This window comes from Streptomyces sp. MST-110588, assembly GCF_022695595.1.
In the GTDB taxonomy this organism is placed as follows: Bacteria; Actinomycetota; Actinomycetes; order Streptomycetales; family Streptomycetaceae; genus Streptomyces.
On sequence record NZ_CP074380.1, the window covers coordinates 5,933,597 to 5,957,616 of the forward strand.

Genomic DNA, 24,020 nt, shown 5'->3' on the forward strand with positions numbered 1-24,020 from the left:
CACGGGGCCGCTAGTGGACGCGCTCTCCCCGCGCGACGATCACCCAAGACGTACTGAGAGGACGGCGATGAACCATGGCCTATGACTGGGCCCCCACCACGGGCGTGTACGCGGTGGACAAGGCGACCGGCCGGATCGGTGAGGTGCGCAGACTGTTCGAGGGGTCTGCGTACCTCGTTCCGCCGGGTGGCGGCGCGGAGTGGGCGGTCCGGCCCGACCGGTTGCGCGAGCCCACCGCCGAGGAGCACGAGCGGGCGCGGGTCTGGACGCGCCCGGTCGGGAGCCGGCCGTGAGCCGGGCCTACTTCGCGCCGCCCCACAGCTACTCGGAGCCCTCGGTGCACCTGCCGTTGCCGGGCCTGCCGCCCGTGCCGGTCGAAGGCTGCCCGGTGTGCGCGCACGCGGCGGTCTGGCGGACGGCGTACGAGACGGGCAACGGCGCGCCCAGCGGCTACGTGGACCGGTCGGCGGCATCCGATTGCAACGTGGAGATCCGCAACCACCCTCACGTGCGGCGCATGGTGGCGTTGCCGATCAACCCCCCGGCGGTGCGTCCGTGAGTACCCGCAGCGTGATCCGGGCCGTGAAGCACGCCATCGGCACGCACCCGCACAGCAAGATCACCGTTTCGGCGCGCTGCCTGGACGGCGGATGCCCGTGGACGCTGGAGGCGACCGCCGACCTGGAGGCGGCCGACCTGGCGATGATGGTGCACACGGGCCGGACCGGGCACCCGACGTTCGCCCGGACGTTCCAGGACGTGGCGCTCGTACGCCGTCTGGAGCTGAACGAGGGACGCACGGCGATCCCGCCGCTTCCGGCGCCCCATTAGGCCCCCGCTCCGGTCGCCCCCACCCTGGACAGGTCGAGCGGCCGGAGCGGGGCAACCCACAACAGGGAGGCACCGCACATGCGAGACGCACGCGCTGACCCGGATCGTGGCCCTGATCGAACAGGCCGGATACATCGTGGACCGCGAACTGTGGGCGGGGCCGACCACGGCCCTCGTGCCGGTCGCGGCGAACTGCTCGCACACCCCGAAGCCGGGAGGCTGCGGCCCCATCAATCCCGGTGGCTGCGGGTCACACGGCGGCGGGAAGGCCAGCTAGGCTGCCGCACCCCGATAGAGAAGGTGAGGGCATGGACGCGGAAGAAGCCCGGCAGGTGGATGCCACGCTGAGGCGACTGGGTATCCCTGGGGTCGTGGCACCGGAGGACCCGGACAACACGGCAGGGGCATGGCGGGTGTACGACAGTTCCGACCCTGGCACGCGGAAGGACATTACCGCTGACACCCTGGTGGCCCTCATCGCCCAGTTCAGGGAAGCCAACCCCGAACCGCCCCGGCGCGCTGACGGTGGGCCCACACGAGGCTTCATCATCCCGCCCGACGAGAGCTGACCGCCCGAACCGGCCCCGCCCGTGCGTGCTCCGCTGGCGTGCAGGGTGGGGTCTCCATGTGCGTGGCTCGACACACTCATTGATCTTCACGAGGGTGATGCCGGCCATGGTCCCGCATCACCCCGGGGCGCGCATGGCTCACCAGGTGCCTCACGAGGCCGGTACTCGGATCAGAACCCTATTCGGTGACGCGGTTCCCACCGCGAGACCCGACGCGAGTCCCGACGTCGGTCCGGCCCGGCGCGCCTACCGCGGCGCGGGAGCGCGTACAGCTCAGCGGAAGCGGAAGCACCGGCGGGAAGCGGACGGTGCCGGGCGAGGTGAGGGAGGGCAACGAGGTGGGAGACCTTGAGGACCGCCGCGAACAGGGACAGCGCGGCGACGGTCAGCAGCGTCGGCGCCGGTCCTGTCAGCAGGGTGGTCAAGGTTTCCATGCCAAGTGAACGGGCGGTGGGAAGAGTTGGTTCCCGGTTCGCGGTTCAATTGTTCGGTGGAGATCGCATGCGGGGCGCCGTGTGTGAAATGTGGCGCGTGGTGCGGGTGGGAGGCGTGAATGCGGGCAAGTCAGGCATCGGTTGACTGGGCGCGGTACTGGCGCGATCCGGATCGGCCGCTGGAGGCCATGCACGCCCACTTCGTCCGGCACGTTTTCCACCGCCACAGCCACGACGCGTACTCCTTCGCCGTCACCGAAGCCGGCGCCCAGCGCTTCAACTGCCGCGGCGGGGACCACACCAGCGCCGCCGGAATGGTCATGGCGTTCAACCCGGACGATCCGCACGACGGCCAGGCCGCCGCCGAACTCGGCTTCCGGTACCGGATCATCTACATCGGCCAGGAGGTCGTCCGCGAGGTACTGGCCGATGTCGCCGGCGCATTGACCGGTGGCCCGGCCACCGACCGCTCCGGCGGGCAGGCCGCCGGAGCGGTCGGCAAGCACGCCGCTCTGCCGCTGTTCGCGCAGCCGGTGGTCGATGATCCCGTACTGGCCCGGGCGCTGCACCGGCTGCACCCCGCGCTCATGGGCGGCGCCGACCCCCTGGTACGCGACGAACGGCTGACGGCGGCCGTGACGGCGATGGTGCGTCGCAACGCCACCCGGCGGTCCGGCCCGCTGCGGCCCCGGGACCTGACACCGGGCGGTCAGTTGAGGGCCGCCCGGCGGGCGCGCGCCCTGCTGGAGGACGCCTTCGACCGGCAACTGACCGCCGAGGACCTCGCGGACGCCGCCGGATGCAGCCGCTTCGCCCTCTACCGGGCCTTCCGCGCCGCGTACGGGATGGCGCCGAGCGACTTCCAGCGGCTGCTGCGGCTGCGCCGGGCCCGCACGCTGCTCGCCCGGGGCCGTACCGCCGCCGAGGCCGCCGCGGAGTCCGGTTTCACGGACCAGGCCCACTTCCACCGCTGGTTCGTCCGCTCCTTCGGCATCACCCCGGGGACCTTCCGGCGGGCCGGAGCCGGAGCGGACACCGGCCCGGGAATCCGCGCCTGAGCCGGCCCGGGAACCCGCGCCTGAGCCGGGCCAGGACCAGCACCTGAGCCGGGCCAGGACCGGCGCCTGAGCCGGGCCGGGCGCCCCATGAGCCGGGCTCAGGCCAACGGCGGCGGTACGTGCACCGGAGGCGGCGGCAGGGCGGCGTCGCGGCGCCGCTTCGACCCTCGTACGAGCAGCGTCACGGTCGTCAGCAGGAGCAGAACCAGCAGCAGCCCGCCCCCGACCGTGAGGATCCAGGCCGGTACGCCACCGACCCGCAGAATCCGCTCCTGATAAGTGACCCGTTGGTACGGGCTGTCCGCCGCCGTCCGCCGCAACTCGTGGTCGCCGGTGATGCGATGGGGGAACAGGAAGTCCTGTGCGATGGCGGTCAGGAACATGGTGCGCCCGTCGGTCAGCCGGCCGACCGCGCCCTGTGGCGCGGGCTCCCCGGCGTAGAAGACGCTGGGTGCGGACCCTCCGATGGCGTCCCTCGGCTCCATCCGGTGCGACGCGAAGACGTACAGAGTCAGTGACTGCGGCGTGGTGGCGAGGCGGGAGAGACGCATGGGGTAGACGAGCCGGTCGCTGGCGAAGGTGAGTCGCAGCGGATCGAGGGTTCCATAGAGGCGCGTGCCCTTCTTGGCGGGCGCGAGACGTACGGCCACGTACTCCCAGTGCTGGTTCACATACGGACGCAGCTCGGTGGCGAGCGCGCCGGGCAGGTGGAAGCCGTTGGCCTTCAGCCAGTCGCGCAGCGCGCCGGGATCGTCGGCGGTCAGCCGGGCGACATCGAACGGCCCGAGCCGCTCACGTCCGACCACCCCCACCGACGGCCTGCCGCTCCCCGGAGCCGGGGCCGCGGCTCCGTCACCGCCTCCGGAACCGCCCAACGGCCAGTCGGTGCCTCTGGGCCAGAAGTAGTGGCGGGTCTTGACGACGGGGGCGGTGATTCCCGCGAGTTGGTCGAAAAGGGAGCGATCGCCCAGTTTCACCTCGGCCCGGTGTGGCACCGGCATGATCCACGCCGCGTCGGGGGCCGTACCGTCCACCGTCAGACTCATCACGATCTGCTCGGTCTTCCCGTCCCACCGTACGGCCGAGGTCTCCCGGTTCACCGACAAGGTGGTGCGGGAGTCGTGTACGAGAGCGCCGCAGCCACAGGCGTACGCGGGCCTGGCCAGCCACACCAACTGAACCGCCAGCAACAGCAGCACCACCAACAACGCCCGCTGCCGCAGCCGCGGCGACTCCCGCGGTGTCCGCCATACCGTCGCGCCGTGCATCCGTCCCCCGTCTTCGTATGCGTATGTCTTGATCTTCTCGCGCTGATGAGCACGTACGCAGACGGACGGAGCGGGGGCCCCGGTTCCGCTCCAGGGTCCCCGCTCCGTAATGTCCGGGTAAGGCGTGAGTGATGTCCGATCGCACGGTTTCCGGGGCCGCTCAGGCCGCCGCGCGAATCACCTGGCGCCCGCCACCTCGCGCGCCTCCGCCTCCGTCTCCACCGCCGGCGGCGACCCCGGCAGCGGCTTGCGCGCGCTCTCGCTCATCAGCAGCACCGCGATCCCACCGACGACCGCCGCCGCCATCATGTAGTAGGCAGGCATCATCTTGTTGCCCGTGGCGCCGATGAGCGCGGTCACCACCAGCGGCGTCGTGCCGCCGAAGAGCGAGACCGAGACGTTGAACCCGATCGACAGGGACCCGTACCGCACCTTGGTCGGGAAGAGGGCGGGCAGCGTGGACGGCATCGTGGAGGTGAAGCACACCAGCAGCAGACCGAGCGCGGCCATGCCCAGCGCGATTGCCGCCAGCGACCCCTGCCGGATCAGCAGCAGCGCCGGTACGGACAGTACGAGGAAGCCGGCGCACCCGGCCGCGATGACGGGCCGGCGGCCGAAGCGGTCCGAGAGCCGCCCCGCGAACGGCTGCACGCACATCATCAGCACCATCACCCCAAGGATGACCAGCAGCCCGTGCGTCTCGTCGTACTTCAGCTCCGAGGTCAGATAGCTCGGCATGTACGACAGCAGCATGTAGTCGGTGACGTTGAAGACCAGGACCAGGCCGACGCACAGCAGCATCGCCCGCCACTGCCCGAAGACCATCTCGCGCAGCCCGATCCGCTTCTCGGCGGCGCGGCGTTCCTTCTCCTCGGCGCGCGCCTCCTGTTCGAGGCGGGCGAAGGCCGGCGTCTCCTCCAGCCGCATCCGCAGGTACAGGCCGATGATGCCCATGGGGCCCGCGATCAGGAACGGGACCCGCCAGCCCCAGGAGAGCAGATCCTCCGGGCCGAGGACGGCGGTCATCAGTGTCACCAGGCCGGCGCCGCCGACGTAACCGGCGAGCGTGCCGAACTCCAGCCAGCTCCCGAGGAACCCGCGCTTCTTGTCGGGTGCGTACTCGGCGATGAAGGTGGACGCGCCCCCGTACTCACCGCCGGTCGAGAAGCCCTGCACGAGCCGGGCGATCAGCAGCAGGACCGGGGCGCCGACGCCGATGGAGGCGTACGAGGGGATCAGTCCGATCGCGAAGGTGCCGGCAGCCATCATGATCATGGTGATGGCCAGGATCTTCTGCCGTCCGATGCGGTCGCCGAGCGGCCCGAAGACCATGCCGCCTATGGGGCGTACGAGGAAGGCTGCCGCGAACGCTCCGAACGTCGACAGCAACTGCGCGGTCGGATTGCCGGACGGGAAGAAGACCTTTCCCAGGGTGACCGCGATGTAGCTGTAGACGCCGAAGTCGAACCACTCCATCGCGTTGCCGAGGGCGGCTGCCGACACCGCGCGCTTGACCATCACCGGATCGACGACGGTGACGTCCTCGTGCTGTGCGACCTGCTTGCGCTGCGAGGCATTGGAGGTGCGGGAGGCACCGGAGGTACCAGAGGTATCGGAGATGCCGGGAGTACCGGAGATACGGGACGTACTGCTGGGCCGGGCTACGACGGGGGACTGCGTCGGCACGTGTTCACTCGCCTGCACTCTCTGGGACGACGACAGGGGCATCACCCGCCGTGGCATGACGGGCAAAGGTCGACCATAGGGGCAGACTGGGTCATTACGGACGGTGTACGAGTGACCGCGCAAGTACCCCCTGCCCCGTTCGCACCTGGGGAAACACTCGATTTCTGATCCTTATCCCGCCTTTATCTCTGTGATCCATCTCGCGAAGATCACCTGCAACCGCGGGCGTGTCGCCCCGCCCGGACCGGTTCTTTGCTGCTGCTCCGTTCTTCTCGGCTTGTCATGTACGGCGTCACTGCGCTTGAGTGGTGAGAAATGATCAATGGATCGAAGCGATAGAGGGGCTGGCAGTGTTCAAAGCGGTACGGGGGACCAAGGCGGTACGGGGAATCACGGCGGCGGCCGTGCTGATGGCTGGACTGGCGGCGTGCGGCAGCGGCGGAGGCGACGGGAAGGGGGGCGCACAGGCTTCGGGCGGGACGGGCGGCACGGTCCAGGAGCGTCCGATCGTGCTCACCGAGGACCAGGTACGCACCGCCCTCGTCGGCAAGGCCGGCGCCCCCACGGGTTGGGAGGGCACGTCCCCCAAGATCGACGACCCGGGCGACGCTCTGAACAGGTGCCAGGAGGCCACCAAGACGAACTGCGGCGGGTTCCTGGCCCGGGGCAGGTCCTACTTCCGGCAGGAAAAGGCGAACGAGCAGGGGGGTGTAGGGGAGGTGAAATTCACCGTCTACGCCTTCCGGACACCGGACGACGCCAAGGCCGCCTTGAAGGGCCTGGCAGCCACGGAGCGCCGTAAAGCCGGGTCCGCGGCCAAACCCCTGAAGGTCGAGGCGGGGGCGGACGAAACGGACGCCTTCACCGGGAAGACCACCGAGATCGGCATGCGCGTCGGCGCGGTCCTGGTCCGACTGGAGAGCATCGACCTGCGCGAGGGGCAGCCCTACGCCGACTTCGCGAAGCTCCAGATCGACCGCATCAAGAAGACCGCCCAGGGCAAGAACCCCGACGCCTGAACCTGTCCGTCAGGCATCGTCCGTCCGACTTCGTCAGTGAGGCATCGTCCGTCCGGCATGGTCCGCCGAAGACCGTCGGCCGGACGAAGATCGTCGGCCGGACCCGGACCGTTACCAAGCGACCTGCCGGTAGTCCTTGAGCAGCACGCCGTGAACGGGCGCGCCGGCCTGTCCTTGCACGATGGGGTGGTAGACGCGCGCGGCACCGTCCACGACGTCCAGCGGCGGTCGCCAGCCGTCGGCCGCGCGCCGTTCCCGGAAGGGCAGCGGCTTCTCGTCGGTGACCCAGCCCGTGTCGACGCTGCACGTGTGGATGCCGCGGGCGGCCAGGTCGGCCGCGCTGGTCCGGGTGAGCATGTTCAAAGCGGCCTTGGCCATGTTGGTGTGCGGGTGGTTGCCCGACTTTTCCCGTACGGCGAACTGGCCCTCGACGGCGGAGACGTTGATCAGGTACCGGTACGGGTGCGGGGAGGCGTCCATAAGGGGAAGCAGGCGGTCGGCGAGCAGGAACGGCGCGACGGCGTTGACGAGCTGGACTTCCAGCAGCTCGGCCGGGTCCACCTGCCCCAGCCGGAGCGTCCAGGAGTTGACGGCGGCCGTATCGGGCAGCAGCCCCGCCTCGTCGACGGCTTGCCGCGGCAGGGGCAGAGGGAGGGCGGCCGGAAGGACGTCGGCGTTACAAGCGTCGCCGGGATATGCGTCACCGGGATGTACAGCATCGGGATGTGCGGCATCGGGCAGGGCGGAGCGCGAAGGCGCCTCGGTACGGTGCGTGAGTTCCGCCGTCCACGGCAGGGGAGCGGTACGGGGGCCGGGCACGGTGAACCCTGGAGCGCACCAGATCTCGGGCGCGGCCGGTGAGCCGTGTACGGATTCGGTCGACCGAGCGGACCGGACGGACCGGACGGACCGGACGGATTCGGTCGACTCGGCGGCGGCCAGCGCCGCGTACGCCTGAGGGGAACGGTGCAGCGTCTGCGCCGCGTTGTTGATCAGAATGTCCAGCGGCAGTCCCTCGGACAGCAGATGGTCGGTAAAGGCGAGGACCTGCCGGGGATCGCGCAGGTCCAACGCGGCGATCCGCAGCCGGTCCCACCAGTCCGCGGCATCGGGTGCCGCCGCGAAGCGCCGTACGGCGTCCTGGGGGAAGCGCGTCGTCACGGTCAGCTCGGCCCCGTCGCGCAGAAGCATCAGCGCCACCTGATGGCCGATCTTGACGCGCCCGCCGGTCAGCAGCGCGCGCCGGCCGGTCAGGTCGGTACGGGCCGTGCGCCGGGCGAGGTTCTCCTCGGCGCACCGCGGGCACATCAGGTGGTAGAAGTGGTGAACCTGTCGGTAGTGCTCTTTGCAGACATAGCACCGCAGCGGACGATTCAGCAGCCCTTTGCCCCCGTCGCACCCGTGCCCGTCGCACCCGTGCCTGGCGCACTCGTCCCCGCCCTCCCGGTCCGGTACGCGCTCATGGTGCGCACGCTCCGGCGTAGGCAGCGGCGCGTCCATGACACGGTCGGTCGCACCGGTCGCGGTGGCCGCCAGCAGCTTCGCGTCGGCCGCAGCCCGTTCCGCCCGGGCCTGCGCGCGGAGCCGGGACCGCTCGTCACGTACGAGCAGACCGGCCGCCTCCGCCAGCACACGCCGCCGGGCGTCCTCCATCGGCAGCCGCCGCGCCTGGTGCAGCAGCTCCAGACAGATCTGTATGTGCTCGTCCAGCAGCTCCGCCGCTTCTGCTTCCACCGGGTCCCCCATCGAACGCGTGAGCGCATTTGCGCGCAATGATCACCCATGATGCAGGACCGGCCGGACAGATGAGATACCCGCACGTCCCGTGCCACCGAAGCGCGAGTGATGTCACAGGACGCAAAAGTTCAGGGCGCAAAAAGTGCAGGTCACAAAAGGATCAGGCCGCAAAAGGTTGCTGTCAGCGACCTACCAACGGAAGCACGGAGAAGGTGTGGTCCTGCCAGATCAGCCGCGAGGTCTCCTCCGGATAGGCGGCGACGGCCGGCTCGGCGTCGAAGAGCCGTACGAGACGTTGCTCACCGTCGTACGCGGGCCAGCCCGGGTCGCCGTGAGTGGCGAACGCCGTCCACGCGGCGCGCATGCGGGCGGACAGCGCCTCCGCTTCCCCCCGCGCTTCCGTCCCCACCGCGGTCCCCACCACCGTCCCTGCTTCCGGACCGGCCTCCGAGGACGGACCTTCGCCGATCAGCAGGGCCGGCTGGCCGCGGTCCAGGTTGCCGAAGACGAGCGGTACGTCGAGCCCGTGGCAGGCACCGAGAACGCCGCCCATGCCCGGCGCGGGCCAGGTCAGCTCGTACACATGGGCACGGCTCCCGGCGGCGGTCTGTGCCTGGGCGAGGTGGAGGGAGGGCATACGGAACAGCCGGTCGGAACGCACCATTTCGTACAATTCGTCCGGGTTCGCGGCCGGAAAGCCGTCACGGTACCGGCGGGCGCCGTCCGGGCCGGGACCGAAGACGCGCAGAGCCTTCGCCGCCTGCTCCTCCGTCACCTGGCCGAGCAGGCCGTTCAGCGCGGTCAGCAGCCGCTGCTCGTGGCGGGTGTGGCCGACGAGGAGTGCGATGTCCCGGCCGGCGCCGTCGGCCAGGGCCTGCCATGGCGTGACAGGCAGTGTGTCGCCGTCCACAACCGGCGAGAACAGGACCGGTACGTACGCGGCCTGGCCCCAGCGCTCCGCCCACTGAGCCGCCTTGGTGCCGACAGCGTGACCAACCGCGTCACCAACTGCATCACTCACCGCGTCACTGGCGGCGGACAGCCGGGCCGGAGCCACCGTGGACAGCTCGGCCACTGTGGGCCGCAGCCCCAGTTCGGCGGCGCAGGCCCCGGTGATGTCGGCGGCGAGCTCCGGCGAGAAGTACGTGCCCTGCGCACTCTGAACGACGGCCCGGCCGAAGAGCCCGGCCGCACGCGGCATCGCCAGCAGCGCGGCGACCGACCCGCCGCCCGCCGACTGGCCGAAGACCGTGACACGCTCCGGGTCGCCGCCAAAAGCCCGGATGTTCTCCCGTACCCACTCCAGAGCCGCTATCTGGTCCAGCAGTCCCCGGTTGGCGGGCGCCCCCTCGATCTGCCCGAAACCCTCAATTCCCACCCGGTAGTTGAACGACACGACGACGACACGGTTACGGGCCAGGAGCCCACCGTCGTACTCCGGGAGACCGGACATACCGATCGTGTACGCACCGCCCTGGACCCACACCATCACCGGCAGCCCTGCATCCGGGCCCGCGCCCGGGCCCGCCGCCGGTTCTGGACCCGGCCCCGGCTCGGGCGTCCAGACGTTGACCGTCAGCCAGTCCTCGCCCGCCGCCTCCCGAGCCAGCGCCGCCATCCCGAAATGGCCGCCCTGAGGGGGCGGCGGCCCGTACGCCACCGCTTCCCGCACCCCGTCCCACCCCCGTGCCGGACGGGGTGCGGCAAAACGCAGCGAGCCGACCGGCGGCTCGGCGAAGGGGATGCCACGGAAGACCGCCACCCCCGCTTCCCAGGTGCCGCGCAGCGCCCCCGCCGCCGTACGGACCTCGGGCCGGGACCCGGACGACTCCGACTGCCCCGGCGACTTGGACGATTCCGACGGGTCAACGCTCATCGCAACTGCCCCTCAGGCAGGTGGAGAAGGCCCGCAGCGGCCCCGGACCCCGCACATCATTCGCCGTACGTGGCTGCCGCGCCAGCCATTTACGTGCGCGCCCCGCACCTCATTTGTTGCCCACTTGACCGGATACCCGGTGGCGCCCGGCCCCAGGAGACGCAAGGGTGCACAGCGGCAGCGAACCGAACCGTCCCGCACAGGGAGTGGACATGCCTTTCGCCACGTCAGTCACGGCAGTGCTGACCGCCTCGCTGGCCGCCGTGTCGGCCACCGCGCCCACCACCGCGGCACGGTGTCCCGATGTCGTGGTCGGCGCCCGATTCGTCCCGGCGCCCGGTTCCGGCCCGGACACCAAGGCGCTCACCTACGATCCGAAACTGGTCCCGGCCGGCAGCCGGGTGGCGGTCGTCGAGCGACGCCACAAGAACGGCAAGGACGACAAGAACGCCGGCAAAGGCGGCAAGGGTGGCGGTACGACCGTCGTCCTGCGCCTGAAGGGCCTCGTACCGGACCGTACGTACGGTGCCCACGTACACACCAAGCCGTGCGGCCCCCAACCCGCCGACTCCGGGCCGCACTACCAGAACGTGCCCGACCCGGTTCAGCCTTCGACGGACCCTGCGTACGCCAACCCCCGCAACGAGGTGTGGCTCGACTTCACGACGGATGAAGACGGCGACGGCGGGGCGGTGGCCCGGGTCGACTGGCACTTCCGGGCAGGTCAGGCGCGTTCCGTGGTCGTCCACGAGCACGCGACCGAGACCGAGCCGGGGCACGCCGGAATGGCGGGCGCCCGGCTCGCCTGCGTCAACGTCCCGTTCGTATGAGGGAGCTGCGCGGCGGAGAGAAGGGCGCCAACCGTATGTGCGGGAGGTGCGGGCAGAAGTACGGCGTGGCGGTGATCACCGCCACGCCGGTCGGGCACATGCCGTACGATGGAAGGTGCCGACCTTCAAGTTCAGCGAACGGGTGGACGCGGCGCTCGATACGGGCGGCGCCCTGACGCGGCTGACGGAATTGGTGCCGAGAAGAAGTGCACTCAATCGCCAATCCGCCTGAAGGTGAGGCTCGTTCGCTTCGTTACGATCACCTCCAGGCCGCGGCTCTGTCACTGAAGGACTCGGCGGAGCTGATCCAGCGCGTGATGGAGGAACGCTGTGGAGTGCACATCTGACGTGACCGGCGTCCAGTGGCGTAGGTCGAGTCACAGTGGTGATGCGGGGGGATCGCGCATCGAGTGTGCGCTCCTCGGTGCCACTTGGCGGAAGCTGAGCTACAGCGGCGACACCGGCGGCGAGTGCGTCGAGACAGCCCCCCTCCCCGCCGCCGTAGCCGTCCGTGACTCCAAGGACCCCGAGGGGCCCGTACTCACCGTTCCCCCGGCCGCGTTCGCGGCGTTCGTCGCGACGGCTGCGGAGGGGTCCTGGTGAGGCTCCGGCAACTCGGCGCCGGGGACGCGGCGTGCGACGTCTCCGCGATCGGGCTCGGCTGTATGGGGATGTCGATCGCGTACGGACCCGTGGACGCGGCCGAAGCGCGGCGGACGCTCGACCGCGCCGCCGAGCTGGGCGTCACGCTGCTCGACACGGCCGACGCGTACGGCCGTGGCGCCAACGAGGAGTTCATCGCCGACTGGCTGCGTACCCGCCGCTCGAACACGGACGGCGTGTTCCTTTCGACCAAGTTCGGGCTGCGGCACGACGCCGCCTCGGGGCGGGTCGGGGACGTCGACACCTCACCGGAGTACGTACCGGTCGCCTGCGACGCCTCCTTGCGCCGCCTCGGCGTCGACCACATCGACCTGTATTACGCCCACCGCCGTAATCCCGAGACCCCCATAGAGGACACCGTCGGCGCCATGGCGGAGCTGGTGGCGGCCGGCAAGGTCCGGCACCTGGGGCTCTCCGAGGTGAGCGCCGCGACGCTGCGGGCCGCGCACGCCGTCCATCCGATCAGCGCCGTGCAGTTGGAGTACTCGCTGTTCACCAGGGACGTGGTGGAGGGCGAGATGCTGGCCACCTGCCGTGAGCTGGGGATCACCGTCGTGGCGTACTCGCCCCTGGGGCGCGGCATGCTCGCCGGGGCGCTCACCTCGCGCGAGGAGCTGACCGAAGAGGACAACCGGCGCCGCTGGCCCCGCTTCTCGGAGCAGAACATCGGCCGTAACCTCGCGCTCGTACGGGAGGTGCGCCGCCTGGCCGCCGAGTTCGGCTGTACGCCCGCGCAGGCGGCGCTCGGCTGGCTGCTGGCCCAGGGGCAGGACATCGTACCGATCCCGGGGACGAAACGGACGCGGTACGTCGAGGAGAACGCCGCCGCGGTGGAACTGGACCTGACCGCGGAGCAGGCCGGGCGGCTGCGGGCGGCAGTGCCCGACGCGTCAGTTGCCGGGGAGCGTTATCCGGTACAGGCCCTGGCGCGGCTGGGCCACTGACCGGCTGGGCCACTGACCGGCTGGGCCACTGAGCCACTGACCGGTCGGCCCGCGCCCACCGGCCGGTCAGCGGGCGCGGGCCGTACATAGGCCGTACGCCACGGCCGCCGGCCGCGCGCCGTGACGGGCCGCGCGCCGTGACGAGCCGCGCCCCGTGACCGGCCGCGCCCCGTGACCGGCCGCGCCCCGTGACCGGCTGCGTACGGCGCCCGGCCGCGTACGGTGCTACCGCATCCACGCGTCGTACGACAGCACATCGCCCTCCTTGATCTTGAACTCGCCCAGATCTTTGGTGGAGGTCACCTCGATGCCCAGGACCGCGCCGGTGTCGGGGTCGAGGATCACCATGTGGCGGGTGGCGTCCATGGCGCCGTCGGGGCCGTCGTACACGTACGCCTGGCCGCGGCGGCCGAGCCGGTCGACGACCTCGCCCACCGGGTGCAGGCCGTCCGTGCCGGCCAGCATCCGGGCCACGGCGGCGCGCTCGCGTGGCCCCGGCGTCCACTCCTGGAGGTACGTCGACAGGGCCAGGAGGAGCTGCGGCGTCCTGGTTTCCGCGCCCCCGTAAAGGGAGGCGAGGAAGGCGCGCAGGGCCGTGGGATCGGTGGGCGGCTTCGTACGGGAGACGACGCCGTGGCCGGCGGACCCGGGCGGATAGTGCTGGCGGTGCAGGACCTTGCCGTCGTTGACCGTGCGCCACTTGCCGCCGTTGTCGTCGATCACCGGGCGGCCGGGGTGGAGCGGGTCGGTGGCGACGACCAGTTCCGAGCCGCTGCCGTCCGGGTTCCAGCGGGTCAGGCTCTCCTCGGGAACGGTGACGGGCGGCGCGGCGTCCTCGCCCGCCTGCATGCTCAGGCTCCAGCTCTGGAGATGGGCGCCCCGGCGCGGCCCGGCGCCCGGACCGGCCGCTCGCGCCCTGTCCCGCGCCCGGTCGGCGATCTCGTCCAGGGGGACGGGCGGGGCGTCGTGGCGCGGGACGAGTGCGGAGGGGGCGGCCACGGCGGGGGTGGTGCCGACGCCGGAGACCGTGAAGGTGAGCGCGGCGAGGAGGGCGGCGGACGCCGCGCCGAAGCTCAGTACGAGCCGTCGGCGCCGGGGCCGGGGTGCGGGCCTGGGCCGGGCGCCACGCGGGGGCTTGGGCTTGAGGACGGGCCAGGGCGACGGCTCCGTGCTGGTCAGCAGCGTGTTCAGATGGTCCTCGGCGTGTGCGGGCAGCGGCCGGTCGCGCCAGGGCCCGTCGTGGGCGGGGGCGGGGTCGGCCTGCCGCAACAGCTCCAGTTCGTCAGCCATGGCTGCGGCCTCCTGCTTGGGTGATCACCGGCTGTACGGACAGGGGACGCAGGCTCCGCTCGGCCCGTTCGCCCCATTCACCTCGCTCGTTTCGTCCGTTTCGGCCGCTTGGCCCATTTCGTCCACTGGTTCTGTTTGGTTCGCCGCGCTCGGCCGCCGTACGGGTCGTCGTGCGGCCTCCCGTAGGGGGCGTCGTACGGGGCGTCGTACTGGTCGTCGTGCGGGCGGTCGTGCGGGCGGTCGTGGCGGTGGACATCTGCATGCGTTCGATCTGCGTACGGAGACGGGCCCGGGCCCGGTGCAGGCGCATCGCCGCCGCGCTGGGGCTGCAGTCCAGCGTGACGGCCAGTTCCTCGGTGTTCAGCTCCTCCCACGCCGTCAGGCGCAGCACCTCCTGGTCGGCGGGGGAGAGGCGGGCGAGGGCCTCATGGACCCACGAGCCCGGCTGCTCGGCGTCGGGGCTCTCCACGGTCTGCCGGTTGTGCGCGGTCTCGTGGTGGCCCAGCCGGTGCAGCAGGCGCCGGTAGCGGCCGAGCCCGCGCACCGTATTGGCCAGGCAGTTGCGGGCCACCCCGTACAGCCAGGGCAGCGGCGACTCGGGAAGCTCGGCGCGGCGTCTCCAGGCTATGGAGAAAACCTCCGCCACCACTTCCTCGACCTCGTGTGCCTGGCCGTCCAGTCGGCGCGCCACGAAGCGGCTGACCGCCCAGTAGTGCGCGCGATAGGCATCGGCGAAGGCGTCGTCCGTGCTCATGATCCGTAGGTGTCCGGCATGAGGCAGATCTTCACACCTGCTACCGGTGAAGTTTTCAGCGGCCTCGGACACCTACGGGGCATGAGGTCTCCAGTGAAGTGGTTGACGACCACCGACCACAAGACGATCGGTACGTTGTACCTGGTCACGTCGTTCGCGTTCTTCTGCCTCGGCGGGCTGCTGGCGCTGCTGATGCGCGCCGAACTGGCCCGTCCCGGCACGCAGCTCATGTCGAACGAGCAGTTCAACCAGGCGTTCACGATGCACGGCACGATCATGCTGCTGATGTTCGCGACGCCGCTGTTCGCCGGGTTCGCGAACTGGATCATGCCGCTGCAGATCGGCGCGCCCGACGTGGCGTTCCCGCGGCTGAACATGTTCGCCTACTGGCTCTACCTCTTCGGCTCGCTGATCGCGGTCGGAGGTTTTCTCACACCCCAGGGAGCGGCGGATTTCGGGTGGTTCGCCTACGCGCCACTTTCCGGCGCCACGCATTCACCGGGAATCGGCGCCGACATGTGGATCATGGGTCTGGCGTTCTCCGGTTTCGGTACGATCCTGGGCTCGGTCAACTTCATCACCACGATCATCTGCATGCGCGCTCCGGGCATGACGATGTTCCGTATGCCGATCTTCACCTGGAACGTGCTGCTCACCGGTGTGCTGGTGCTGCTGGCCTTCCCGGTGCTGGCCGCGGCGCTGTTCGCGCTGGAGGCGGACCGTAAATTCGGGGCGCATGTCTTCGATGCGGCCAACGGCGGGGCGCTGTTGTGGCAGCACCTGTTCTGGTTCTTCGGCCATCCCGAGGTCTACATCATCGCGCTGCCGTTCTTCGGCATCATTTCCGAGGTCATTCCGGTGTTCTCCCGGAAGCCGATGTTCGGTTACTGGGGCCTGGTCGCGGCCACCATTTCGATCGCCGGTCTGTCGGTGACGGTGTGGGCGCACCACATGTATGTGACGGGCGGCGTGCTGTTGCCGTTCTTCTCCTTCATGACGTTCCTGATCGCGGTGCCGACCGGTGTGAAGTTCTTCAACTGGATCGGCACGATGTGGAAGGGCTCGCTGTCCTTCGAGACGCCGATGCTGTGGGCGGTCGGCTTCCTGATCACCTTCACCTTCGGTGGTCTGACCGGTGTGATCCTGGCGTCGCCGCCGATGGACTTCCACGTCTCGGACTCGTACTTCGTGGTGGCGCACTTCCACTACGTCATCTTCGGTACGGTCGTCTTCGCGATGTTCGCCGGCTTCCACTTCTGGTGGCCGAAGTTCACCGGCAAGATGCTGGACGAGCGGCTCGGCAAGATCACGTTCTGGACGCTGTTCATCGGCTTCCACGGCACCTTCCTCGTCCAGCACTGGCTGGGCGCGGAAGGAATGCTCCGCCGCATTCCCGATTACCTGGCCGCCGACGGCTTCACCGCCCTGAACACCGTATCGACCGTCTTCTCGTTCCTGCTGGGCCTGTCGATCCTGCCGTTCCTCTACAACGTGTGGAAGACGGCCAAGTACGGCAAGAAGGTGGAGGTCGACGACCCGTGGGGTTACGGCCGTTCGCTGGAATGGGCGACCTCCTGCCCGCCGCCGCGGCACAACTTCGTCTCGCTGCCCCGTATACGTAGCGAATCGCCGGCGTTCGACCTGCACCATCCGGAGATCGGCGCTCCGGAGCTGGAGCCCGACAAGGGAAAGCGAGCCCTCGTATGAGCGGCAGGACGAACAGCGGAATGAGCAGCGGAATGAGCAGCGGGGTGAGTACGGGCATGAGCGCAGGCACGGGGGCGGGCATGACTGCGGGAATGACTTCGGGCATGAGTTCCGCACAGGCCATCAACGAGATCGAGGGATATCTCCTCTGGGAGGCGGAGAAGGACAAGGCCCGGACGCGTGCACAGGATTTCTGCGCCGCCATGCCATGGCTGACCGATTCCCAGCGGGAGGAGGTCGAGCGGCTTTACCGGCAGGACCATTTGGAGGTCTCGCGTGCCTACCTGAAGAGAATTGCGGCCCGCAGCGGTGAATTGCGGGCCGAGTACGAGGGTGTGTACCGCGTGCTGCGCCGCCGGCTCGCCACCGCCTTCGTACTCGCGGTCGCCGTGGTGACGGTGGCGGCCGTTGTCCTCACTTCGCGGTGAGGACAACGGCGATGACCTGAGCCGGGGCCTGGTCGCGGCCACGATCGAGGGCGCGACCCGGGGCGGGGCCGGGCGCAGGGCCGGACGTGAGCGCCCGCGCCCGCCGCGGGCCGTCGTCAGTCGGAAACGGTGATCGAGGCGGCCGGGTCGGTGGTGTCGGACACCTTGTACGTGGCGTTGAACGTCGAGGTGGTCGCGCTGGTCGGGCAGCCGAACCCGCCGGTCACCGTGACCGGCACCGAGGCGTTGGTGAAGGTCAGGGAGGACGGGCTGCCGTTGGTCCAGGTGCCGGTCACGGTCGCCGGCGCGCTGGGTGCCGCGGTCACCGTACAACTCGCCAGTCCGCTGGTCTTCAGGACGAAGCCGCCGGACGGGATGGTCAGCCCGGCGGTCGCCGGCGCCCCGTTCTGCATCGAGACGCCCCAGGGCCCGCCGGTGGTGATGGTGGCGCTGACGCCGGGCAGGCTGGTGGTGCACGAGCTGTAGCTCGGCGCACCGATGGTGTTGCTGACCGGTCCGTCCGCGTTGTGGTTGTCGGGAGCGGCCGGGACCTGCCCGTCGGCCTTCGAGACGGAGCAGGTCACCGTCACCGAACCGGCTTTGAACGTCGCCTTGCCGCCGCCGTTGAGTTCGGCGACGTAGGAATGCCCGGCGGGGGAGACGGTGGTGGACCCGGCGGCGGGGCCGTTTCCGGGCCCGGTGGCGGTGGGCTGAGCGGCGGCCGGGCCGGTGACGGCCAGTGTCATCGCGGCGGACGCGAGGATTCCCGTTCCGGCGGCGAGCAGCGTACGCGAACGTAAAGCTCCGTGCGTCATCTCGTGTCTCCTTCTGCGGGTGCGGGTGCGGGTGCAGGTGCGGACGTAGGCATGGGCGTGGAGGTGGAAGCGGGTACGGGTACGGAGAGGGGCGCGAGCGCGGCTGCGTGATCCGTACGCGTACCGGTCGGCGGCACAGGATCGGGCCCGGCCACGGGGCGTGGCTGCCAGGCGAAGATCATGCCGCCACCGAGAATGCCGACGACCGTGCCGAAGAGGAACCCGCCGAGATTGGACATGACCAGCGCCGCCGCGGCGACCATGACGGTGAGAATTCCCGCCAGTCCCCGGTAGTGCGGCGCGAACCACGCGGCCAGCCCCATCAGGATCATCACCAGTCCCATGAGTACGGACGGGATCCCGGCGATGCCCTGCTGGAGCATGATCTTCAACGGTGCCAGAGGGATGGCGCAGATTTCCGCCCCCGCGACGATCGCCGCCAGGCCACCCCAGAAGGGACGCCCCTTGCGCCAGCGCCGCCACCGGGCCCATGGCCCCAGACGCGCGCCGGAGCCCGGAACCACGCCGTCAGCGCCCACGGCCGGACCGCCCCCGGCGTACGGCCCGGTGCCCGCATGGCCCTCGGCTGGAGCACCCGTCTCCGCACTGGCATCCGTGGCCGTACCGGCATCCGTGGCCGCACTGGCGATGGTGGGAGTTCCGGGGCGGCGGTCCGGTCCGAGAGCGGCCGTCATGTCAGTAGCATTCCTTCTTGCCCTTGGTGATGTTCATGCTCAGGCCGGACAGCTTGAAGGTCCCCGCATTGGTCGCCCAGGCGGTCTGCCGCAGCTTGGTGATCTTGACCTTGTCGGCCTGCTGGGCGAAGAGATCCTGCATGCCCTGGGCGGTCTCCGGGCCCTTGTCCAGGGTCGAGGCATCGCGGCCGATCTCGATGTTGTCGAAGTCCGCGTTGCCGGAGAGCTGAGTCGCGTCGACAAAGAGATTGGTCGCCTCGACCGGCTTCTTCTTGCCGGCACTGAGGTTGAGCGAGATGTCACCGATGATCGGCAGTGTGGTGACGACGGACTGGCACAGGTTGTGCAGCTCGGCCGACTTGATGGCGGTCACGGCGACCGGCAGCAGCTCGTCGCGGGCGTTGCGGTCGACGCTGCCGTACTGGGCGAAGCCATTGCCCTCAAGGCTGTCGGCGGACACCTTGAACTGCTGACCGGAAACGGCGAACGAGGCCGCCAGCGCACCGTTGGCCAGGGCGATGGCCAGCGCGGCCGTGGCGGCGAAGCCCGGGACGGACAGCACGGCGAACTTCCGCCAGCTCACGCGTCCCGTCACATGTCTGCCGTGTGCGTCCTTCATTGACGTAAATCCCCTTCGAAGAGCAGTAGATCGCGCTGTCGAACATGTGGGGGGAGAACGTGAGGGAGCGAGCAAGCGGAGAAGTGGGGGGAGTGTGGAGAAAAACGGACGGAGTGGTGCGGTTCTGCGGGCAGCGTGAAGGGCCGCACACAGTTGTGTAGAACTTGCCGGTGTTACTGGCGAGTTGAATGTAAGACCACCAATGGGTGGTGACAAGGTTGAGGACGCGACGTTTTCAGATGACCCCACCCCCAGCCCCACCCTCACAGCCCCCAGGCACCCACCCCTCCAGGCTTACCGACACCCCCACCACACCGCGTCACCCACCCACCGCAAGCGACCACAACCCCCCGCCCCGCCCGTCCACCCACCCACGCACCCAACGTCAGCAGAACGACAGCGACAGCCGCACTCACCAGCCCAATCACCTGCATACGGACGCCTTTCGCGCCGAACACGGCGATCCCGGGAGCGGCCACGGCGCCCGGCCCGCGCGAGAACATCGCGAGCGATGCCCGGTATCTACCTCAGACCGCCGCCCACGACACGATCTGCCACGACACGATCAAGCGCTGCCCGGCCTGCGGGGCCCCATGCCGGCTTGCCACCAGGAAGCCCCCGGTCTCCGTTCTGCCCCATAAGCACGAGGAACAGACTTTTCAGAGCAGCCAGCCCACGAGCGCGCCGGATCGTCGCCTCGTCAGCATGCGCATGCGCATACGCATCGAAGAACCGTGAGGCGGCACCTGCGGGAAGGACCACCCATGCAGCCGCGAGGTCCCAGGCTGGATCGCCGGCGAACATGTCACCGAAGTCGATCACACCCGAAAGCGTCCCGTCCGAGACGACGACATTCGCCGGATGAAGATCACCGTGCACCCATACCGGCGGGCCCTCCCACTCGGGCGCCGCAACGGCGTCATCCCAGACGGCCCGGACCTCGTCGGCGATGCCGCCAGGTGCAACGGCTTCGAAGAAGTGATCGAAGCCGTCCATGTACTTCTTGGGGTGAGCGCCGCGGTCCGAACCGGTCGGCGCCTCAGCGGGAGCCTCGATGTGCAGCGCCCTGAGGAAGTCCGCCAGCGTGTCAGCCGCGTGGTCGCCGCGGCTGATCGAGGCGGAGTCCAGTGGCTCGCCAGAAACCCACGTCATGATGGTCCAGGGTTTCGGAAAGCGCGCGGACGGTTCACCGACCCGCATAGGGTTCGGGACCGGGAGCGGCAGGCGCGGGGCCAGGACAGGCAGCCACCGGCACTCCTTGCGCTGGAGATCCGGAGCACGTTCCGTACGCGGCATGCGTACGACCAACTCGTCCCCGAGGCGCCACTGTTGGTTGTCCCATCCGCCCGCTACTTCGCGGACGGCCAGCCCTGCAAGGTCCGGATGCTGCTCCTGCAGCAGGTCATGGACCAAGTCTGCGGTGATCTCGATCTCGACGTCGGTCATACGAAGTCACAGTACCGGGACAGTAGAAGCCGCCTCCGATGCCCCGATGCCCCCCGCTGTCACTCCGACGGTATGGACCACGCGGCGCGCACGGCGGACATGGGTCCGGCGGATGCGGGGCCGGCAGGCGTGGGGCCGATGGCCACGGGACCGGTGGAAGTGGAGCCGGTGGAAGAGGAGTCGGTGGAACTGGGGCCGGTGGAAGTGGGGCCGGTGGACGCGGGGTTGACCGGCCGGGAGTCGGTGGAGTCGGACACGATGACGGGTGAGGAGGCGGCCGGAGTCATGACCGACGTGAAGGCGGGAATGGCCGGGGCCGCGGCGACGGCCATGAGCACGGCGGCGGCGAGGACGGTACGCGTACGAATGTTCATCGTGGGGCCGATTCCGGTGGAGTGCGAGTGGGTCGGGTATTGCTGTCGGGATCAAGCCTGGCGTACCGCGGGGACGGGAGCATCACCGCTGAGGATGACACCGCCCCTCACCTTTCCCTGGCGAAACAAGCCTGACGTCTCGGGGAAGGTGTCAGGGGAACTGTCGGGGGCAGCCTCGGGGCCGGAGCCAGGGGCAGGGTCAGGCGTGCCGCCCGGCCCCGGGCGCATCAGACGTACATGACCTGCAGTTCCTTCACGCCGTTGAGCCAGGCCGACCGCAGTCTCCGCGGCTCACCCGCGAGGGCGATGTCCGGCATGGTGTCCGCGATGGCGTTGAAGATCAAGTCGATCTCCAGCACCGCGAGGGACTTGCCGAGGCAGAAGTGCGGTCCCCCGCCGCCGAATCCCAGGTGCGGGTTGGGGTCGCGGGTGATGTCGAAGATCTCCGGGTGCTCGAAGACGTCCGGGTCGTTGTTGGCGGAGGCGTAGAAGAGCCCGACCCGCTGGCCCTTCTTGATCTGCGCGCCACCCAAAGTGGTGTCCTGAGTGGCGGTCCGCTGGAAGGAGACGACGGGCGTGGCCCAGCGCACGATCTCCTCGGCGGTCGTCGCCGGACGGTCACGTTTGTAGAGTTCCCACTGGTCGGGGTGGGTGAGGAAGGCGTGCATGCCGTGGGTGATGGCGTTGCGCGTCGTCTCGTTCCCGGCGACGGCCAGGAGGAGGACGAAGAACCCGAACTCGTCCGGCACGAGATTGCCTTCGTCCTCCGCCGCGACGAGCCGGCTGACGATGTCCTTGGCCGGGCACTCCTTGCGCGCGGCGGCGAGGTTCATCGCGTACGAGATGAGTTCCGCCGCCGCATTGCTGCCGACCTCCTCGGTGATGGCCAGCTCGGGATCGTCGTAGGCGATCATCTTGTTCGACCAGTCGAAGATCCGGGTCCGGTCGTCCTGGGGAATGCCGATCAGCTCGGCGATGGCCTGGAGCGGGAGTTCGCAGGCGATATCGGTGACGAAGTCCCCGGTGCCCTTGAGTTTTGCCTCGGCCACAATGGTCTGCGCACGGGTGCGCAAGGCGTCTTCCAGGGCCCGTATGGAGCGCGGGGTGAAACCGCGCTGGACGATCTGGCGGACCCTGGCGTGCTCGGGCGGGTCCATGTTGAGCATGATCAGCCTTTGTGCGTCGATCTGGTCGCGGGTCATCGACGCGTTGAACCGGATGATCGAGGTGTTGAGAGCGGCGGAGAAGATCTCCGGCTTGGTGGACACCTCCTTGACGTCCTCGTGGCGCGTGACGACCCAGTAACCGTCGTCACCGAAACCGGCGATGCCGTGTGGCTGGGCGTTCCACCAGACGGGAGACGTCTGCCGTAGCGCTGCGAACTCCGGCAGGGGCACGCGGTGTTCGTAGACGTCGGGGTCGGTGAAGTCGAATCCGTCGGGCAGCGCTGGGCAGGGCATCGGTGACTCCAGGTCTGTTCCGCGTATCGGTGTTGACGTGTGGGGCCGACGGTCGACGGGGGACAGGTGACGGATCGGCGCTGACGGCCCGTCAGGTCCTGCGGTGGAAGAGCGAAGGTAGTAACGGGTTCCGCAAGTAGCAAGGGGCGTGACAGTGCTCGTTGCCGACGCGCCCTGTCCACGCGTGCACAAGGCCGGTGCACGACCCTTGCGCCGCGGAGTACGGCTCATAAGACTGTTTCCGGAATTAGAACGCGTACTAGTTCTATCGCCGCGGGCGCCGGGGCGTCCAGTGGACGCGAGGAGAGGACGAGTCAGTCATGGCCGCGGAACCCGTCATCGTCGAAGCCGTACGCACCCCCATAGGCAAGCGCGGCGGCGCGCTCGCCAATCTCCACCCCGCCTACCTCCTCGGAGAGACCTACCGCGAACTCCTCGCCCGTACGGGCATCCGGCCGGACTGCGTCGAACAGATCGTCGGCGGTACGGTCACCCACGCCGGTGAACAGTCCATGAACCCCGCGCGCAACGCCTGGCTGGCCATGGGCCTCCCGTACGAGACCGCGGCGAGCACCGTCGACTGCCAGTGCGGCTCGTCCCAGCAGGCCAACCATATGGTCGCCAACATGGTCGCGTGCGGCGTGATCGACATCGGCATCGCCTGCGGGGTCGAGGCGATGTCGCGGGTGCCGTTGGGCAGCGGCTCCAAGCACGGGCCGGGCAAGCCCTGGCCGGACGAGTGGAACGTGGACCTGCCCAACCAGTTCGAGGCTGCGGAACGGATCGCGCGCAACAGGGGGCTGACCCGGGAGGACGTCGACTCGCTGGGACTGCTCTCGCAGGAGCGGGCGGCGGTGGCGTGGGCGGAGGAGCGCTTCAAGCGGGAGACGTTCGCCGTGCAGGTGCCCACCACGGAAGAGGAACAAGCCGCCGGACAGGGCATGTGGCGGCTGGTGGACCGCGACGAGGGGCTCCGCGACACCAGCATGGAGGCGCTGGCGGGCCTCAAGCCCGTCATGCCGACGGCCGTCCATACGGCGGGGAACTCCTCGCAGATTTCCGACGGAGCCTGCGCCGTGATGTGGGCCTCAAGACGGATGGCGCGTGCGCTCAAGCTCAGGCCCCGTGCGCGGATCGTCGCACAGGCCCTGGTCGGCACCGATCCGCACTACCACCTGGACGGGCCGATCGACGCGACCTGGGCCGTACTGGGGAAGTCCGGCCTGTCCCTGAAGGACATCGACCTCATCGAGGTCAACGAAGCGTTCGCGTCGGTGGTGCTGTCGTGGGCGCAGGTATTCGAACAGGGCCTGGAGAAGATCAACGTCAATGGCGGCGCGATCGCGCTGGGACATCCGGTGGGGGCCACGGGCGCCCGGCTGATCACCACGGCGTTGCACGAGCTGGAGCGCAGGGACGGCGAGTTCGCGCTGATCACGATGTGCGCGGGCGGCGCGCTGGCCACAGGAACGATCATCCAACGGCTGTAACCGGCCGGCTGAGACCGCGAGAGGGCG

24 protein-coding genes and 2 pseudogenes are annotated in these 24,020 nt (G+C 69.6%); 14 read left to right on the forward strand and 12 right to left on the reverse strand.

Annotated elements, in window-relative coordinates; genetic code table 11:
• The first annotated feature begins 74 nt into the window (after positions 1-74).
• The 6 genes from KGS77_RS25980 to KGS77_RS26005 all read left to right on the forward strand — a co-directional run bounded on the left by KGS77_RS25980 (position 75) and on the right by KGS77_RS26005 (position 2,892).
• Positions 75-293: a hypothetical protein gene (locus KGS77_RS25980; RefSeq protein ID WP_242585497.1), complete on the forward strand. Its 219-nt coding sequence runs from the start codon at positions 75-77 to the stop codon at positions 291-293.
• Positions 290-559 carry a hypothetical protein gene (locus KGS77_RS25985; protein ID WP_242585498.1) on the forward strand — a complete coding sequence of 90 codons (270 nt, stop codon included), beginning with the start codon at positions 290-292 and terminating at the stop codon, positions 557-559. The genes KGS77_RS25980 and KGS77_RS25985 overlap by 4 nt, the downstream gene beginning before the upstream one ends.
• Entirely contained in the window at positions 556-831 is a 276-nt protein-coding gene (locus KGS77_RS25990; protein WP_242585500.1) for a hypothetical protein, read from the forward strand. The genes KGS77_RS25985 and KGS77_RS25990 overlap by 4 nt, the downstream gene beginning before the upstream one ends.
• Positions 832-937: 106 nt before the next feature.
• Positions 938-1,108, forward strand: a complete 171-nt coding sequence (locus KGS77_RS25995) for a hypothetical protein (protein ID WP_242585502.1) — start codon at positions 938-940, stop codon at positions 1,106-1,108.
• Between the two features lie 31 nt (positions 1,109-1,139).
• Positions 1,140-1,400: a hypothetical protein gene (locus tag KGS77_RS26000; RefSeq protein WP_242585503.1), complete on the forward strand. Its 261-nt coding sequence runs from the start codon at positions 1,140-1,142 to the stop codon at positions 1,398-1,400.
• 553 nt (positions 1,401-1,953) lie between these two features.
• Positions 1,954-2,892, forward strand: a complete 939-nt coding sequence (locus tag KGS77_RS26005; protein WP_242585505.1) for an AraC family transcriptional regulator — start codon at positions 1,954-1,956, stop codon at positions 2,890-2,892.
• Between the two features lie 98 nt (positions 2,893-2,990).
• On the opposite strand, the gene KGS77_RS26010 is transcribed toward KGS77_RS26005, so the two are convergent.
• Entirely contained in the window at positions 2,991-4,160 is a 1,170-nt protein-coding gene (locus KGS77_RS26010) for a DUF2330 domain-containing protein (protein WP_242585507.1), read from the reverse strand.
• A 177-nt stretch (positions 4,161-4,337) separates the two neighbouring features.
• Entirely contained in the window at positions 4,338-5,846 is a 1,509-nt protein-coding gene (gene proP, locus KGS77_RS26015) for a glycine betaine/L-proline transporter ProP (protein WP_242585509.1), read from the reverse strand.
• 308 nt (positions 5,847-6,154) lie between these two features.
• On the opposite strand from proP, the gene KGS77_RS26020 reads away from it, so the two are divergent.
• Complete coding sequence (locus tag KGS77_RS26020) at positions 6,155-6,865, forward strand: hypothetical protein (RefSeq protein WP_242585511.1); 711 nt, start codon at positions 6,155-6,157, stop codon at positions 6,863-6,865.
• A 111-nt stretch (positions 6,866-6,976) separates the two neighbouring features.
• Here the strand turns inward: KGS77_RS26020 and KGS77_RS26025 are convergent, their stop codons facing one another.
• Together KGS77_RS26025 and KGS77_RS26030 are read right to left on the reverse strand one after the other, a co-directional pair.
• On the reverse strand, positions 6,977-8,518 hold the full coding sequence (locus KGS77_RS26025) for an SDR family NAD(P)-dependent oxidoreductase (protein WP_242587688.1): 1,542 nt from the start codon (positions 8,516-8,518) through the stop codon (positions 6,977-6,979).
• Between the two features lie 265 nt (positions 8,519-8,783).
• A complete protein-coding gene (locus KGS77_RS26030; RefSeq protein ID WP_242585513.1) occupies positions 8,784-10,478 on the reverse strand; it encodes a carboxylesterase family protein in 1,695 nt (564 codons plus the stop codon).
• A 212-nt stretch (positions 10,479-10,690) separates the two neighbouring features.
• Between KGS77_RS26030 and KGS77_RS26035 the strand changes: the two genes are divergently transcribed.
• The 4 genes and pseudogenes from KGS77_RS26035 to KGS77_RS26050 all read left to right on the forward strand — a co-directional run bounded on the left by KGS77_RS26035 (position 10,691) and on the right by KGS77_RS26050 (position 12,915).
• Positions 10,691-11,308, forward strand: a complete 618-nt coding sequence (locus KGS77_RS26035) for a superoxide dismutase family protein (protein WP_242585515.1) — start codon at positions 10,691-10,693, stop codon at positions 11,306-11,308.
• Positions 11,309-11,553: 245 nt separating this feature from the next.
• A pseudogene (locus KGS77_RS26040) lies at positions 11,554-11,655 on the forward strand (XRE family transcriptional regulator); the annotation flags it as partial.
• Positions 11,639-11,911, forward strand: a complete 273-nt coding sequence (locus tag KGS77_RS26045) for a DUF397 domain-containing protein (protein WP_242585517.1) — start codon at positions 11,639-11,641, stop codon at positions 11,909-11,911. The pseudogene KGS77_RS26040 and the gene KGS77_RS26045, both read left to right, overlap by 17 nt.
• Positions 11,908-12,915 (forward strand): aldo/keto reductase, encoded by a 1,008-nt coding sequence (locus KGS77_RS26050; RefSeq protein ID WP_242585518.1) that lies wholly within the window; start codon positions 11,908-11,910, stop codon positions 12,913-12,915. Before KGS77_RS26045 ends, KGS77_RS26050 begins: the two co-directional genes overlap by 4 nt.
• A gap of 225 nt (positions 12,916-13,140) precedes the next feature.
• On the opposite strand, the gene KGS77_RS26055 is transcribed toward KGS77_RS26050, so the two are convergent.
• Both KGS77_RS26055 and KGS77_RS26060 read right to left on the reverse strand, forming a co-directional pair.
• Complete coding sequence (locus KGS77_RS26055; RefSeq protein ID WP_242585519.1) at positions 13,141-14,205, reverse strand: CU044_5270 family protein; 1,065 nt, start codon at positions 14,203-14,205, stop codon at positions 13,141-13,143.
• Positions 14,206-14,455: 250 nt separating this feature from the next.
• Positions 14,456-14,959: pseudogene (locus KGS77_RS26060) on the reverse strand (sigma-70 family RNA polymerase sigma factor); the annotation flags it as partial.
• Between the two features lie 81 nt (positions 14,960-15,040).
• Between KGS77_RS26060 and ctaD the strand changes: the two are divergent.
• Positions 15,041-16,666, forward strand: coding sequence for a cytochrome c oxidase subunit I (gene ctaD, locus KGS77_RS26065; RefSeq protein ID WP_242585520.1), 1,626 nt, complete (start codon positions 15,041-15,043; stop codon positions 16,664-16,666).
• Between the two features lie 104 nt (positions 16,667-16,770).
• The gene (locus KGS77_RS26070) at positions 16,771-17,094 is read left to right on the forward strand and encodes a hypothetical protein (RefSeq protein ID WP_242585522.1); all 324 of its coding nucleotides are present in this window, start codon (positions 16,771-16,773) and stop codon (positions 17,092-17,094) included.
• A 116-nt stretch (positions 17,095-17,210) separates the two neighbouring features.
• Here the strand turns inward: KGS77_RS26070 and KGS77_RS26075 are convergent, their stop codons facing one another.
• The 6 genes from KGS77_RS26075 to KGS77_RS26100 form a co-directional block, all read right to left on the reverse strand.
• Entirely contained in the window at positions 17,211-17,909 is a 699-nt protein-coding gene (locus KGS77_RS26075) for a hypothetical protein (RefSeq protein ID WP_242585524.1), read from the reverse strand.
• The gene (locus tag KGS77_RS26080) at positions 17,906-18,604 is read right to left on the reverse strand and encodes a DUF6114 domain-containing protein (protein WP_242585526.1); all 699 of its coding nucleotides are present in this window, start codon (positions 18,602-18,604) and stop codon (positions 17,906-17,908) included. Before KGS77_RS26080 ends, KGS77_RS26075 begins: the two co-directional genes overlap by 4 nt.
• 1 nt (position 18,605) lies before the next feature.
• Positions 18,606-19,223, reverse strand: coding sequence for a DUF6230 family protein (locus tag KGS77_RS26085; protein ID WP_242585527.1), 618 nt, complete (start codon positions 19,221-19,223; stop codon positions 18,606-18,608).
• A 522-nt stretch (positions 19,224-19,745) separates the two neighbouring features.
• The gene (locus KGS77_RS26090; protein ID WP_242585529.1) at positions 19,746-20,669 is read right to left on the reverse strand and encodes an aminoglycoside phosphotransferase family protein; all 924 of its coding nucleotides are present in this window, start codon (positions 20,667-20,669) and stop codon (positions 19,746-19,748) included.
• 59 nt (positions 20,670-20,728) lie between these two features.
• Positions 20,729-21,043 (reverse strand): hypothetical protein, encoded by a 315-nt coding sequence (locus KGS77_RS26095; protein ID WP_242585531.1) that lies wholly within the window; start codon positions 21,041-21,043, stop codon positions 20,729-20,731.
• A 227-nt stretch (positions 21,044-21,270) separates the two neighbouring features.
• Entirely contained in the window at positions 21,271-22,503 is a 1,233-nt protein-coding gene (locus KGS77_RS26100) for a cytochrome P450 (protein WP_242585533.1), read from the reverse strand.
• A 320-nt stretch (positions 22,504-22,823) separates the two neighbouring features.
• On the opposite strand from KGS77_RS26100, the gene KGS77_RS26105 reads away from it, so the two are divergent.
• Complete coding sequence (locus KGS77_RS26105) at positions 22,824-23,993, forward strand: steroid 3-ketoacyl-CoA thiolase (RefSeq protein WP_242585535.1); 1,170 nt, start codon at positions 22,824-22,826, stop codon at positions 23,991-23,993.
• Positions 23,994-24,020: the final 27 nt, after the last annotated feature.